Annotated in this window: 15 protein-coding genes; 10 read left to right on the top strand and 5 right to left on the bottom strand. The window is 67.7% G+C overall.

What is annotated here, in order from left to right; all coding sequences use genetic code 11:
* Positions 1-24: 24 nt before the first annotated feature.
* Positions 25-198 (bottom strand): hypothetical protein, encoded by a 174-nt coding sequence (locus TVNIR_RS19795; protein ID WP_157092256.1) that lies wholly within the window; start codon positions 196-198, stop codon positions 25-27.
* A gap of 59 nt (positions 199-257) precedes the next feature.
* Positions 258-479, bottom strand: coding sequence for a hypothetical protein (locus TVNIR_RS10130; RefSeq protein ID WP_015258937.1), 222 nt, complete (start codon positions 477-479; stop codon positions 258-260).
* Positions 480-784: 305 nt separating this feature from the next.
* Here TVNIR_RS10130 and TVNIR_RS10125 point away from each other — a divergent pair, with 305 nt between their 5' ends.
* Positions 785-1,759 carry a L,D-transpeptidase family protein gene (locus TVNIR_RS10125; protein WP_015258936.1) on the top strand — a complete coding sequence of 325 codons (975 nt, stop codon included), beginning with the start codon at positions 785-787 and terminating at the stop codon, positions 1,757-1,759.
* A 124-nt stretch (positions 1,760-1,883) separates the two neighbouring features.
* Here TVNIR_RS10125 and TVNIR_RS10120 read toward each other — a convergent pair whose 3' ends face one another.
* On the bottom strand, positions 1,884-2,171 hold the full coding sequence (locus TVNIR_RS10120; RefSeq protein WP_211263112.1) for an Lpp/OprI family alanine-zipper lipoprotein: 288 nt from the start codon (positions 2,169-2,171) through the stop codon (positions 1,884-1,886).
* Positions 2,172-2,346: 175 nt separating this feature from the next.
* Positions 2,347-2,964, bottom strand: a complete 618-nt coding sequence (locus TVNIR_RS10115) for a L,D-transpeptidase family protein (protein ID WP_043740533.1) — start codon at positions 2,962-2,964, stop codon at positions 2,347-2,349.
* A 304-nt stretch (positions 2,965-3,268) separates the two neighbouring features.
* Here TVNIR_RS10115 and TVNIR_RS10110 point away from each other — a divergent pair, with 304 nt between their 5' ends.
* Both TVNIR_RS10110 and TVNIR_RS10105 read left to right on the top strand, forming a co-directional pair.
* Positions 3,269-4,219 carry an NmrA/HSCARG family protein gene (locus TVNIR_RS10110; protein WP_043739595.1) on the top strand — a complete coding sequence of 317 codons (951 nt, stop codon included), beginning with the start codon at positions 3,269-3,271 and terminating at the stop codon, positions 4,217-4,219.
* A 132-nt stretch (positions 4,220-4,351) separates the two neighbouring features.
* Positions 4,352-4,678, top strand: a complete 327-nt coding sequence (locus TVNIR_RS10105) for a hypothetical protein (RefSeq protein WP_043739594.1) — start codon at positions 4,352-4,354, stop codon at positions 4,676-4,678.
* Positions 4,679-4,799: 121 nt separating this feature from the next.
* Here the strand turns inward: TVNIR_RS10105 and TVNIR_RS10100 are convergent, their stop codons facing one another.
* Entirely contained in the window at positions 4,800-5,264 is a 465-nt protein-coding gene (locus tag TVNIR_RS10100) for a hypothetical protein (protein WP_043739593.1), read from the bottom strand.
* A gap of 970 nt (positions 5,265-6,234) precedes the next feature.
* Here TVNIR_RS10100 and TVNIR_RS10095 point away from each other — a divergent pair.
* Genes TVNIR_RS10095 through TVNIR_RS10065 form a run of 7 tightly spaced genes read left to right on the top strand, consistent with a single transcriptional unit; the run spans position 6,235 to position 13,167 of the window.
* Positions 6,235-6,822: a Pvc16 family protein gene (locus TVNIR_RS10095; protein WP_043739592.1), complete on the top strand. Its 588-nt coding sequence runs from the start codon at positions 6,235-6,237 to the stop codon at positions 6,820-6,822.
* Positions 6,819-7,601, top strand: a complete 783-nt coding sequence (locus TVNIR_RS10090) for a carboxypeptidase regulatory-like domain-containing protein (protein ID WP_157092255.1) — start codon at positions 6,819-6,821, stop codon at positions 7,599-7,601. Before TVNIR_RS10095 ends, TVNIR_RS10090 begins: the two co-directional genes overlap by 4 nt.
* Before the next feature lie 9 nt (positions 7,602-7,610).
* Positions 7,611-9,818, top strand: a complete 2,208-nt coding sequence (locus TVNIR_RS10085; RefSeq protein ID WP_015258926.1) for a phage tail sheath family protein — start codon at positions 7,611-7,613, stop codon at positions 9,816-9,818.
* Between the two features lie 17 nt (positions 9,819-9,835).
* On the top strand, positions 9,836-10,297 hold the full coding sequence (locus TVNIR_RS10080) for a phage tail protein (RefSeq protein ID WP_006745980.1): 462 nt from the start codon (positions 9,836-9,838) through the stop codon (positions 10,295-10,297).
* Between the two features lie 4 nt (positions 10,298-10,301).
* Entirely contained in the window at positions 10,302-11,777 is a 1,476-nt protein-coding gene (locus TVNIR_RS10075) for a hypothetical protein (RefSeq protein ID WP_015258925.1), read from the top strand.
* Positions 11,774-12,280 (top strand): phage tail protein, encoded by a 507-nt coding sequence (locus TVNIR_RS10070; protein ID WP_015258924.1) that lies wholly within the window; start codon positions 11,774-11,776, stop codon positions 12,278-12,280. Before TVNIR_RS10075 ends, TVNIR_RS10070 begins: the two co-directional genes overlap by 4 nt.
* Complete coding sequence (locus TVNIR_RS10065; RefSeq protein WP_015258923.1) at positions 12,280-13,167, top strand: CIS tube protein; 888 nt, start codon at positions 12,280-12,282, stop codon at positions 13,165-13,167. The genes TVNIR_RS10070 and TVNIR_RS10065 overlap by 1 nt, the downstream gene beginning before the upstream one ends.
* Positions 13,168-13,174: the final 7 nt, after the last annotated feature.

Below are 13,174 nucleotides of genomic sequence, written 5' to 3'. Positions count from 1 at the left end.
CGTCTTGCCTGTGCCGATCGTGTGTCAGGCCAGGCGTGTGATCGTGACCCGAAGCGGTCCGTCGTGCTGGGCGGTCAACGCCCGCTTGTTCCAGTACATCCAGCGCCAGTCGTTGGCGAACAAATAGAGTGCGAGGCCGTCCGAGCCAGCGGCGGCGTCGGGTACCTCCCAGTCACATGCCCCCCACCGCGAAGGCACGCCAATCGTTGCGGCCCTGGCATCCGCAGAGCAGGAAGAACGGCTTCCCTGGCGAGCGATTAAAGCGAGTCGGCCAGCCGCACCCCCAGCCCCTCGGGCCCGCAGGTGATGGCGCCATCCCTCCACTTTCCGTGGGCCGCCAGGCGGTATCGTTTGCCGGCGCTGAGTGCGAGGCCCGCGGGCACGTACAGCGCACGCGGATCGACGTCCATCGTGATCGACATCCCCGGCGAAAGCCGCCGCAGGCGGGAATCGGGGTCACGTCGCGGAACCACGTTCATCAGGGTCTCCCTGCCACATCAGCGCTGTGTGATGTGCAGCGGGACGGCACATTCCGCTGGCTGCCGGCGGGCACTGGCACGCTGATCGCCAGTCCGGGTGCAGGAGAGTGTAGACGCGTCGACGGGGGTGCGAGCGTCATCACGGCATCGCCCGGGGGGGCGTTGTATCATCGATCCATCTCCAGCCCGGTGTGGCAATCGGTGCCGCCCGGGCGCGTATCCACGGTGAAGCACCGGGACACGGAGCGCTTCCCGAACGGTCAAGGGCCCCGCTGACGCGTGGGCCGGAAACGAGAGGACGGCTGATGTCGATTTCCCAATCCTGGTCCAGGGTCGTGCGCCAGGCGTGGATCCCGGGCCTGTGCGCCTGGCTGCTGGTGGCGGCTGCCGCGGCGGCCGAACCGTGGCCTCCCGGCCACTATCCGCTGCCCGAAACCGGCGACGTGATCGGCGAGATCCAGGTGGTCAGGGTTCGCGGCGACGAAACGCTGATCGACGTCGCGCGCAGGCACAACGTCGGGTACGAAGAGATTCGGATGGCCAACCCGGATGTCAGCATCTGGGCGCCCGAAGCCGGCGCCGAGGTGGTGATTCCCGGGCGCTACATCCTGCCCGACGCGCCGCGTGAGGGCATCGTGGTCAACCTCTCGGAGATGCGGCTCTACTACTATTCCAGCGAAGACGTGGTGGAAACCTATCCGATCAGCGTAGGCCGCGATGGCTTCGCGACACCGGTCGGCCTGACCCGCACGACGATCAAGGTGAAGGATCCGTCGTGGAACCCACCGCGCTCGATGCGCGAGGAGGCCGCCGCGCGGGGTGAGCCCCCGCCGGAAGTGGTGCCGCCGGGGCCGGACAACCCGCTGGGGCGCCACGCGATCCTGCTCGGGTTGCCCAGCTACCTGATCCATGGAACCAATCGGCCCGACGGTGTGGGCATGCGCGTCAGCCGTGGCTGCATCCGCATGTTTCCGGAGGATATCGAATCGCTGTTCGAGCGCGTGCATGCGGGGACTCCGGTCAATATCATCGACCAGCCGTTCAAGGCGGGGCGGACCGAAGACGGCAGGATCCTTGTCCAGTCGTTTCCGCAACTGGAGGAGAACGTAGGGAGTTTCGAACCGCTGAACAACGCGGTGGAAATGGTGAGGAGAGCTTCCGGCGGCGAGGAACTCAGCCCCGTGGCTTATGCCCGCCTGCGGGCGTTGGTGGAGGAACCCGACGGGCTGGCCGTGCCGCTGGAACGCCCGGTCGCCAGGCTCCTGTCGGTGCCGGAGTGAAGGCACGCGGGCGGGCGATCCCGCGCCTCGTCGCCTTGCCGGCCTGACCGGAGAACCACCGGCATTCGCTGGAGACACTCCGCGAGCGGCCGCCACCCGCCGGTGACGGGGGCGGCCGGCTGCGTCACTTCTGCATCGTGCGCTGGAACATGCGATTCATCTCTTCGCGATTCTGGTCCGCGGTCCGGCGGGCGGCTTCGGCATCCGCCTTGGCCTCGTTGGCCGTGGTCAGGGCCTGATCGGCGGTCCCCTGGGCTTGGGTGGCGATCCTGCGGGCCTCGGCCGCTTCGGCCTGTGCCGCCTCTGCGGTCATGCGCACCTCTTCCAGCGCGCTCGTGGAGGCGCATCCGCCCAGTATCGCGAGAGAAGCGGCTACGGCACCGAGTTTGAGGGACGTGATCTTCGGGTTCATGGTCATCTCCTTGCACTTCGCTGGTTGGGGACCGGGGTAAGGCCGGCTTCGAGGCGCCCCGCGTCTCCAGCACCGGTAGAGCCGCTTGGAACGCAGACGCGGGCTGCTGTACATAGGATGTACTGGAGTCGGCCGCGCGTGTCCATAGCGGGCGGGGGGCACCCGCGAATAATGTTCACCGGATCACAACGCGGGTTCCGATATCCACCAGTTCGGCCAGCCGCTCGATCTGCTCGTTGGTGACCGCAACGCAGCCCTCGGTCCAGTGGAAGCGGTTGTGGATCTCCGGGTCGCCTCCCCCGATCCCGTGAATGCCGATGGCCCCGCCCAGAATCGTATTTTGCGGCGGCTGGCCGTAGCGGTGGCGATGGCGCATGAAGGCCTGGTAATCCTGTTCGGTGAACACGCCGGACTCCAGTGCCATCCGGGCGTGCTCCGGCGTGGGATAGTCGATTCCGATGAAGATGTGCCAACGGCTCTCGTGGTTGAAACGGTTGACCCGGAACTCGCCCAGTGGCGTGACGTTGCCGCCGCGCAGCCGTTCCGGTTTCGCGCCGCTGCGTCCCAGCGACACCGGGAAGAAGCGTTCGATCACGGTGTGGCCGCGAAAGACGCTCAGGGTCGCCTCTGCGTCGTCTACCAGTACCCACAACTCGTCGTCGTGCAGGGGTTTCTGCGCGTCTGCCAGCAACGCCTCGATCGGGTTGGAACGGGCGGGTTCCATGGCCAGCAGCGCCAGCGGCACGCCCAGCATTATCCGTGTGAAACGGCGTCGGTGGGACAGGGGGCTCATCGTGTGTTCGAACAATTCCGTGGAGGACGAAGTATTCACCGCTCTTATAGCGCATCCTTGGCACGTCTGACATCTTCCAGCCGGTCCCCTGGCGCGCGGATCCCGGCCGGCAAGGTTTCCGGTGCCGATGACCTCGACGAGCCCATGCAGGGCTCGGGGATGCCGTCGGTCGCATAGGATGCTAAAAGGCAGGTTCGGGTCGTGGGAGCAACGGCCAGGGGGATGCGTTGAACCCTGAATGCCCGTGGTGGGCCCGCCGCTCCGGGGATCACCCCGCGGGATCGAATCACGGGAGGAGAATCAGATGGCTAAAGACAAAGTTATCGCGGTTATAGGGGCTACCGGCGCACAGGGTGGGGGGCTGGCGCGTGCGATTCTGGGGGATCCGCAGAGACCGTTCCGTGTGCGCGCCCTCACACGCCACGCCGCCTCCGAAAAGGCCAGGGAACTGGCCGCGCTGGGCGGCGAGGTTGTCGAAGCGAATCTCGACGATCCCGAGAGCCTGCAGCGCGCATTCCAGGGTGCACACGGCGCCTACTGCGTCACCAACTTTTGGGAACACTTCTCGCCGGACAAGGAATTGGCCCAGGCCGGAAACCTAGCGCAGGCAGCGAAGGCAGCCGGGGTGGAGCACGTGATCTGGTCCACGCTGGAAGACACGCGTCGCTGGGTTCCGCTGACCGACGATCGCATGCCGACGCTGATGGAGCGATACAAGGTGCCGCACTTCGACGCGAAGGGCGAGGCCGAGCATCTGTTCAGCGAACTCGGGCTGCCGACGACCTTCCTGCTCACCTCGTTCTATTGGGACAACCTGATTCATTTCGGCCTGGGCCCGAAACGCGGCCACGACGGCGTGCTGGCCATCGCCTTCCCGATGGGCAACCGCAAGCTTCCCGGTATTGCGGCCCAGGACATCGGCAGGTGCGCCTATGGCGTGTTCCGGCAGGGGCAAGAGCACATCGGCAAGACGGTAGGCATTGCCGGTGAGCATCTGAGCGGGCCGGAGATGGCTGTCGCGCTCACCGAGGCGTTGGGACAGGAGGTTCGCTACCACGATGTGCCGCCCGAGGTTTACCGTGGTCTCGGGTTTCCTGGCGCCGAGGATCTCGGCAACATGTTCCAGTTCAAACGCGACTTCAACGACGATTTCTGCCGTGCCCGCGACCCGGAACGGGCCCGCTCCCTGAACCCCGGGCTCCAGAACTTCCGCCAGTGGCTCGCCGAGAACGGGACGCGGATCCCGATCGATTGAGGGAACGCAAGTACCGGGCGTTCATCAGTTACAGCTTGATCGAGCAGGCGTGCCGGCGCGCCAGCCGCACGCTGCGCCAGTGCACCGAGGTGTGGGGGGCTGGAGGCGGAATCCGCGCGCGCAGCCGGTGTCGTGGCGATCCTGCGCGCACGCTTGATGGGACTGCCGGGGGCGGAGATGGACCTCAGCGCCCCGGCGGTGCAGGCGCTGCATTCGGCACCAGCGTCCGAGGCGGGGCAACTCGAGGCGATCCTGGGCGGTGAAGGGCCCGTAACCTGGCGCTGGTGGCAGACCGGGCTGGAGTGGGCGCGGGCAGTCTGCGCGGTGCGCGAACGTCTGGGCGGGCGCATCGGCACCGGATTCCTGGTGCGGGCCGGCGACCCCGCCGCCGAACGGCTGGTGCTGACCAACCACCACGTGGTGAACGACCAGGGCGTCAGCCCGGGACTGCCGCCATAGGCGGTGGAATTCGTGTTCGAGGCAGCCGATGCGCGCGGCAATACGTCGGCCCGGAATGACCCATATCCTTCCCGTGGCCGATTCGCCGGGGAAGAAGGGACGGCCTCTCCGGTAGCGCCGTTCAGCGGCTACGGCCGCGAGTGCCGTCGGAGGCAAAGTCCGGAAGGCCTGATGCGAGCCACCAGTTTTTCGAAGCATCGTCCCAGTGCCACTGCTGGCGGTCGGTCAGGCGCTGCACGACCTGGCTGTATTCGAAGACGTATTCGATCGCCGCGGTCTGCGTCGCGCGGTCGTCGGCATGTATCACTGGCGGCTGAACGATCTCGTACCGGGTAATGCGCAGGCCCGAGAAGTCGTCCAGCGCTTCCTCGTCCAGGCGCCGATCCGGAGACAGCATCCCCACCGCCGTCGCGTAATCGCCCCAGCGCAGCGCCGCCTGGTAGCTGTTCGCCGTGGCCTCCAGGCCCTTAACGCGCCGATCCTTGTGGACCGTTGCGCAACCTGCCACCAGCATGCTCGCGAGCATGCCCGCGAACACCACTCGACCGAAGTTCCGGATGCCTGCGCGATCACCTGAGCGTCTCATGTCTCCCCCGATGCTGCCATGCCAATCGTTACCCGAATCCGGCCCACGGATCGTTTGCGCCGCGCCGTGCAACCGGGAGACGGCGCTACCGCACGCCTTGCCCGGCCGACAGGCTCCTGGCAGCCCCTGCCTCGGGGTTCCCGGAGCCGGATATCAGCACCGAGAGTCCGTGACGCGATCCGCTGGCCTGTCGCGGCCGCTGCTCAATGCACCCGACGGCGGTTCGGAGCCCCGAGGGGAGTGTGCCGGCTTGGCACCGCGCGGATCCGTGCATCGTGCGCGGTGCCGGGCACGTCCCGAACCGTGCTCGCGGCCGCGGAGGCCATTCTCACGGGTCCGAGTGTACGGCGCATCGGCCCGTCCCTGCCATCCGCTACCGGTTCATCCCAGTTGCCGGCGAGGACAGCGGGTGACGCCGAGGCCCAGTGGGAAAGTACCGACGTCTGAATCTGCACATCGCGGAAAAGGTGTTGGCACGGGCAGGGGAGGGCTTTGCGGCGTTCCTGGACCCGGAGGGCGACTCCGCTACCGGAGAGCCGCCCGGCGGCGGGCTGTCGCCCGAAATAACAAGCAACCGAGGCGCCAACAGGGCGTAGTTTTCGGGTTCGGGCCGGTTGGGGTGCGAAATTTTGCAGTGTGCGTCACATATTCCTCGGGTATGCCCGGCAGGTGCCTGTGATTCGTCGGCATGCTGGACTAAGAACATTGCGACGGATGGGCCCATCTCGACCCCGCCAGGGATCCCGGTAGGTTCCACAGGTGTTCTGCAAGGGTCTGTCATCATGGCCGGCCCAAGCCTGGTGATTCTTTAGGATGGATCCCGCCGCCGTCAGCGGACTCTCCGTGGCGCGCAGGCGGATCATGGCCCGAGGGGAGATAACGTTCGGGGGGCTCCGAGCGGCTGCTGATTACGCGGTGTGTTCGGGGGCGGGCAGGAATTGCGGGTGCCGAGAAGCGGGGGCATGCGATCGTGGCATCGTATCGGGGGGTGAAGGCATCGTTGCTGGCACTCGCGGAGTTCCTTTCGCGGCGGCTGCCCAGCGAACTCCGCGACGACCCGGTCAATGGTCGTGTGTCCCTGCTCGGCAGCGCCGACGTGGCGACGGCCCTGACCGGCAACCTGCTGGGCATCTATCTGCACCGGTTGGTCGTCGATCCCCATGGCCGCAGTCGGCACTTTCCACAGACCGGCACTGGCGCCGGCGCGCCGCAGGCCGAACTGCCGCTCAATCTTCACGTCCTGCTGATCGCGAATGGCACGAGTCCCGAGCACGAGGCGGATCTGCTGACCTGGGCCATGCTCGAACTCGCGACCGATTGCCAACTGGACGTGGCGCACATGGTCGAGATCGACGATGGCTGGAGCGAGCGCGAACTGCTCACGGTGATGCCGGAAGAGATGTCCACGGAAGATCTGATGCGCATCTGGGACGTCTTCGAGGCCAAGTACACGAGCACCGCGCCCTATGTGCTGCGCACGGTGCGGCTCAGACTCAGGCCGCCACGCAGCGAGGGGCCGCCGGTGACCACGCGCGTGCTGCCCGCGGGGGTGATGTGAACCCGCGCGTGCTCGAGACCAACGTCCTGCACGCGAGCAACGTGGTCTATTTCCTGGACGCGACCACAGGCACCGATGCGAATGACCGGGAACGCGTGGACGCGCCGCTCGAGATCGAACTCAGCGACCGGCCGCCGCGCCTGCGCTGGCTGCAAAAGCCCGGGCGTCTGGCGCTGTGGCTGCACCCGGACGAGCATGCTGGCATGGTGCAAGGCAGGGCCGACGAGGCGCACCGTACCCGGCCTGCCGGTTCCCCGGTGCGCCTCGCCGGCCGCATGCGTGACCCGAACGGGCGCTACAACCCACGCAGCTTCGATATCACGGTGGGAACGGGTGGCGGCCATGTGCTGCTGGTCTATCCCACCCCATTGGGAACCCGCCTGCCCGTGGGCGGGGCCCTGATCGGGACGGTCCGCCGCGAGGATGGGACTCCACTGCCCTGGGCGCTGCTCGACCTGGCCGTCATCGTGTCCGAAGCCGGCCTCGGGTTCGTGGCCCAGACCGACGCCCATGGCGATTTCGTGCTGCCACTGCGTCGCTTGCCGCCGCTGCCGGAGAGCGTCGAGCACTATGCTGCGCAACTGACGATCCGCGCGCACCCGGCGGCGGATCCCCGCGTGCCGGCCGACCCGGCCGCCACTGACGTGCCGTTCGACATCGAGGCCGTCGATGATTCCGGATTCCATGCCCACATCGCGCTCAGCATTACGCCGGGCGAGGTCCGCTTGTTGCGATCGTTCGATAAGAACCACCTCGCGGTGCAACCACGCCAACCCTAGGAGCCCACCATGTCCCAGTACCTTGCGCCCGGCGTCTTTGTCGAGGAAGTCAGCTTCCGCGCCAAGTCGATCGAGGGCGTTGGCACCAGCGTTGCCGCCATCGTCGGGCCTACGCGCACCGGACCGTTGCGCGGGAAACCCGAGGTGGTCACGAGCTTCGGCGAGTTCGAGCGCATCTATGGCGACAGCGGCGATCTGAGCCTGGGCGGCACTTCGGTGCTGAACCACACCGCGGTTGCCGCGCGCGCCTTTTTCGACAACGGCGGCAAGCAGCTCTTCGTGGCCCGTACCCTGGCCGGGATCAACAACACCGATGCCGACGGTGGAGGCAGCACCGCTCAGCTCTCGACCGCGGCGGATCCTGGCAGCGTGGTGACGTTCCGCAGCCGATTTCCTGGCGCCGCGGGAAACTACACCCTGGAACTGCACTGGCGGGACAGCGAGAACCTGCTGCGTTTCCAGTCGGCCACTGCGCCGCTGGCCGACGGTGAGCTGGCGTACCTGGAGGCGACCGGGCTGCCAGGGGATGTCCGCGTGGGCGATATCGACGACCGGGCCCCGGACGCACGCTTTCCGATCGACGTCAGCGGACTGGTTCGCAGAGTCGGCGACCACTACGTGCTGGTGGGCAACCACGCGGTGATCGAGACTGCCGACGGCGTTGCGCTCGCAGCGGCGGACCTCCGTCCGGAAGATGCGCCGGATTCCGATGAGGGCGTTCTGGTGGCCGAGGTGGTGGTCGATGCCGGCGAGGCAAATGTGCATTTCACGCGTGTCCACGCGAGGTCCCCCGCCAGTGGCGCCCTGGCTGATGGCAGCTTCGCCACCCTCACGCTGCCCGAGGGGATCGACGTTTCCGGCATCACCGGCGGAACGGATTGGGGTGGCCTGACAGTTCTGCACGGCACCCTGAACGCGAACGGTACGGTCTTCACGGTCAGCCCCGGCGTCAATCCGGACGTGGCCGACGTGATCGAACTGCCGCTGGCTGCGCTGGCTGGAACGCCGTCGGCGCCCTCGGCGAGCGTCGTGCTCCGCAACTTCGACGTCGACGTGCGTTTGGGTGACGCCGATGGCCGGATCGTCTACAGCTATGGCGACGTGTCGACGGCCCCGGGCGGCGAGCGCAGCCTGTCGCAGGTGCTGTCCGCGGAGCCCGAGAGGCGCTACGACCGGCTGACCAGTCCCGTCGCGTGCAGCCTGGCCGACGGTGCCACCGGCGAGACCATACGGGCGGCGCTGTACGCGATGTTCGCCGCGGACGCGCTCCAGCCGCCGCCGCTGTCGGTCGAGGGGCCACGCTACCTGATCCAGATGTCCGGCGGCTCCGACGGCGACGTTCCGTCCGCTCGCGACTATGCCGGTGCGGTCGACGAGGTCAACGGTAGCACCGGGCTTGCCGCGCTCGAGGACATCGAGGATATCTCCATCGTGATGACACCTGCAGCTGCCGCGCACCCGGATAGCCACCAGGCCGTGGTCGTGGAAATGCAGAAGCACTGCCGCAGGATGCGCTACCGCATCGGCATCGTCGATGCCCGCCAGGGAATGGCGTTGTCCGAGATCCGTGACTTCGCGTCCAACTTCGATGACTCGCGGCTGGCCTTGTACTACCCGTGGGTGGTGATCTCCGACCCGCGCGGCCTCGAGGAGCACATCACGGTGCCGCCCGCCGGTTTCCTTGCCGGTATCTATGCCAACACCGACGTTACCCGCGGCGTGCACAAGGCGCCGGCCAACGAACCGGTGATCGGCGCGCTGCGTTTTGCCCAGGAGGTCAACCGGTTCCAGCAGGAACTGCTGAACCCGGCGGGCATCAACTGCCTGCGCTCGTTCCCCGGTCGTGGTCATCGCGTCTGGGGCGGGCGCACCCTCTCGAGCGACCCGGAGTGGATCTACGTCAACGTCCGCCGCTATTTCCTCTACCTCGAGCGATCCATCGACCGCTCGACCCAATGGGTGGTGTTCGAGCCCAACGGCGAGCGGCTGTGGGCGAACGTGCGCTCGTCGGTCGAGGATTTCCTCTACAACGAGTGGTTCAACGGTCGCCTGCTCGGCTCCTCGCCAAAGGCGGCCTACTTCGTGCGCTGCGACCGCAGCACCATGACCCAGAACGATCTGGACAACGGCCGCCTGGTCTGCGAGGTGGGCGTGGCCGCCCTGAAGCCGGCCGAGTTCGTGATTTTCCGCATCGGCCAGAAGACGGCTGACGCCTGAGCCCAAGGAGACAAGACATGGCTGAACTGAGGGATACCCCGTATTCGGTCTTCAACTACCTGGTGAACCTGGGCGACGGGTCCGAAGGCGACGTGCAGGGCGGCTTCTCCGAGGTGTCGGGGCTCAATGCCGAGGTCACCGTGGCCGAGTACCGCAACGGCAACGCTCCGGTGAACTACGTGAGCAAAATCCCCGCGATCCACAAGGCGGGGGACGTCACCCTGAAACGCGGTGTGATCGGCGCGCAGAACCTGTATTCGTGGCTCAACCAGATCCGCGCCGGGGACGTGACCGCCAAGCGCAACGTCGAGATCAAGCTCAAGAGCGAGGATCCGGGCGGCCAGGGCGCCGTCGTGACCTGGAAGCTGATCAACGCCATGCCCATCAAGTGGACCGGGCCGACGCTGACCGCCAAGGGAGGCAGCGACGTCGCGATCGAGGAACTGGTGCTTGCGGTCGAGTCCATCGAGCAGTCGTAGCCGCATGGAACTCCTCCAGCAACGTATCCGGGTCGCCCCGCGGCCGCCGGCCAGCCAGCGGCCGGTACTGCCGGTGCTGCTGCTCGGCCACGCCCCCGGGCGGGTGCGGCGCCCGCGCATCCCGGACGAGGCACTCGAGCAGATGCGTTCGGTGGGTCTGGGTCCGCTGCTGGAGGAGCGCCTGTTCGCGGCCCCGGAGGAACGAGCGCTATGTCATCTGCCGCTGCCGCTCAACTCCGTTGCCGAGTTCGACGACATCTTCCCCGATGCGCGCGAGGCTGCGACCGACTACCGCAGCATCCTCGCCGGTCGGCGGGCCTGGCTGCCGCAGGCGGTGACCGACTTCTTCGCCAATGGCGGCGAGCGGCTGTGGGTGCTGCGGATTCCCGAGGATGAGGCGCAGGCGGGGTTTCTGCCGTCGCGCAGGCTGGTTCCGCACGATCTGCACAGCCTGCGCGGTATCGCCCTGCTGCTGTCGCTGCCCGAGGTGGGCGTGGTCGCGCTGCCGGACCTGGAGCGGTTGCAGATTCCGGCCAACCTGCCCGACATTCCGCGCATGCGGCTGGCCAACGCGGAGCCACCGTTCCTGCCCTGTGGCACGGAGATCGACAACGGCCATCGCGAGCGGCGCAATCCCGGTGAGATCGAACACGCTCCGCCGCCGCTGCCTACCGGCGACCTGCTGCGGCCCTTGCAGTACCTGCTGGCGCGGCACCGTCCCGATGTGCAGTGCCTGTTCACGTTGCCGCTGGCCTATTCCGACACCGACAATGCCGACCGGCCGGGACTCGACCCTGCGGCGCTTGCTGACATCGAGGCGATCAAGGCGAGCAGCGACGGGCCCCAGCTGCGCCGGCTGCAGCTGCTCTTCCCCTACCTGCGTGGCGCGGGTTACCGGCTGGTCAGCAGCGTCGGTGCGCTCGCCGGCCTGCAGGCCGGCGGCGCTCGCCGACGGGGCATCTGGCGTTCGGTGGCGGGGCTGCCGATGCGCGCCGATGCGCGACCGTATCCCGCGGTGACCCTGCAACGCACCCTCGAACTGCGCGAGCGGCCGGGCATCGGCGTGCTGCAGGTCAACGGCGGCCGCGTGCACCTGGACGACGAGCGCCTCGCGGTGCCCGCGCTGCCGCCCGACCAGTACACGCTCACCGGGCGCGCGGAGTACCGCAGCGGCGAGGTGGCCCGTTTCATGGGGTTCCTGCTCCGCCAGTTGCGGGCGCTGGGCGAAGTGCTGGTGTTCAACGTGGACCACCGCGACCCGCGGCCCCGGCTGCTGCTGGAGGATTTCTTCCGGCGCCTATACCGGCAGGGCGCGCTGCGCGGCCGCAAGTCAGAGGACGCCTACCGCATCCGGCAGATCACCGGCCAGGACGCCGTAATCATCTTCGAGATCGAGGTGGCGCCGGCCTTTCCGATCGATCGCATTCATATCGCCTTCGTCCATCGCGGTGGTGACTGGACGGCGGAGCTGAGGACATGACCGAGTTCGTCCCCTTTCGCTTCCGGGTCTCGCTCTACAACGGCGACCGGTCCGAGCTCCTATGCGGTGGTCAGTTCAGCGAGGTGACCGGGCTCGAGGTGACCATGGAGCCCAAGCTGATCGCCGAAGGCGGCCGGAACTGGGGTGCTTTCCAGCGCGCCGGCCAGACCCGGTTCGCGCCGGTGGTGCTCAAGCGCGGCGTCACCAGCATCGATGATCTCTGGAAGTGGTTCGATATCACCACCCGCGGTGCGAACTACGGCTATCGCCTGGAGGGTGAGATCGAGGTACTCGGACACCCGTCGGTCACGGTCGACGGTACCGGCGACGTGACCTCGGTGCAGGACCACCCGGTTCTGGTCTGGAAGCTGGCCCAGGTACTGGCCACCAGGTTCAAGGGACCGGACCTGTCGGCTACGGCGAGCCAGGCCGCGATCGAGGAACTGCACCTCGTTCACGAGGGACTTACGCTGGTGCGCCCGGCGGCGGGGGAGGGCGCCTGATGGCCGATATCGAGCGCGCACAACTGATCCCCGTCTCCGGCAGCAACGACCAGCCGGATACCCACGACGCGATCGACGTGCAGTTCAACCCGGCCTCGCTCAAGGTCGCGCTGTCGAACACGCTGAAGGCCAACCCGCGCAACGGCACGAGCCAGGCGGCACAGTTCGTGGACAAGAGCTCGTCGACGCTGAGCGTGGAGCTGATCTTCGACACGACCGTCGGCTCGGATGCGCAGGGCGAGCCCGCGTCGAAGAGGATCGAGGAAGGGTCCGACGTGCGCAAGCTGACCGGGCAGATCGCCGAGCACTTCATGAAGCCGGTGGCGGCGGGCGATCAGCTGCAGGCCCCGCGCCGCTGCCTGTTCCAGTGGGGTGCATTCGAGTTTCTCGGCCTGGTGCAGAGCTTCGACGAGACGCTGGACTTCTTCTCTCCCGAAGGTCGGCCGCTGCGAGCCACCGTGTCGATCAAGCTCAGCGAGGACCGCTACCAGTTCCGCAGCCGGGACATCGAGCAGGCGGAACGGGCGACGCCCAGGCTCACGCCGACCGGTGGCGCCGCGCCGGACGCGGACAACCCCGCCGCCGGGAGCGACACCCCGGTGCACGAGGCGTCTGCGGCCGCCGGGCAGGATCCCCGTGACTGGCGCGAGACCGCCCTTTACAACGGGATCGAGTCGCCGCGGCTGCCGGCGGCGTCGGCCCTCGCGGTGCCGCCGGCCGGCGCCGCGGTGACCGGGGACGCGGCCTTCAGGGTCGGGGTGTCGGCCAGCGTTGGGACCGGGATCGGCGGTGCCTTCGCCAGTACCCAGACGGCCGGAAGCATGCGTGCGGAGGTCAAGACCGTGGCGACCTCCAAGCCCAGGCTGTCAGGCGTGGGTTTCGACTGACGTGACC

The sequence above is a fragment of the Thioalkalivibrio nitratireducens DSM 14787 genome (assembly GCF_000321415.2).
Classification (GTDB): Bacteria; Pseudomonadota; Gammaproteobacteria; order Ectothiorhodospirales; family Ectothiorhodospiraceae; genus Thioalkalivibrio; species Thioalkalivibrio nitratireducens.
The sequence above is the reverse complement of the archived record's forward strand: the minus strand, read 5'-3'. Positions and strand labels throughout refer to the sequence as shown.

Bases quoted from the DNA above. Each gene is read 5' to 3' on its own strand.
- TVNIR_RS10070 (WP_015258924.1), top strand. From the start codon at position 11,774: ATGACCGAGTTCGTCCCCTTTCGCTTCCGGGTCTCGCTCTACAACGGC.
- TVNIR_RS10075 (WP_015258925.1), top strand. From the start codon at position 10,302: ATGGAACTCCTCCAGCAACGTATCCGGGTCGCCCCGCGGCCGCCGGCC.
- TVNIR_RS10085 (WP_015258926.1), top strand. From the start codon at position 7,611: ATGTCCCAGTACCTTGCGCCCGGCGTCTTTGTCGAGGAAGTCAGCTTC.
- TVNIR_RS10110 (WP_043739595.1), top strand. From the start codon at position 3,269: ATGGCTAAAGACAAAGTTATCGCGGTTATAGGGGCTACCGGCGCACAG.
- TVNIR_RS10130 (WP_015258937.1), bottom strand. From the start codon at position 479: ATGAACGTGGTTCCGCGACGTGACCCCGATTCCCGCCTGCGGCGGCTT.
- TVNIR_RS10065 (WP_015258923.1), top strand. From the start codon at position 12,280: ATGGCCGATATCGAGCGCGCACAACTGATCCCCGTCTCCGGCAGCAAC.
- TVNIR_RS10100 (WP_043739593.1), bottom strand. From the start codon at position 5,264: ATGAGACGCTCAGGTGATCGCGCAGGCATCCGGAACTTCGGTCGAGTG.
- TVNIR_RS10115 (WP_043740533.1), bottom strand. From the start codon at position 2,964: ATGAGCCCCCTGTCCCACCGACGCCGTTTCACACGGATAATGCTGGGC.
- TVNIR_RS10080 (WP_006745980.1), top strand. From the start codon at position 9,836: ATGGCTGAACTGAGGGATACCCCGTATTCGGTCTTCAACTACCTGGTG.
- TVNIR_RS10120 (WP_211263112.1), bottom strand. From the start codon at position 2,171: ATGAACCCGAAGATCACGTCCCTCAAACTCGGTGCCGTAGCCGCTTCT.
- TVNIR_RS10125 (WP_015258936.1), top strand. From the start codon at position 785: ATGTCGATTTCCCAATCCTGGTCCAGGGTCGTGCGCCAGGCGTGGATC.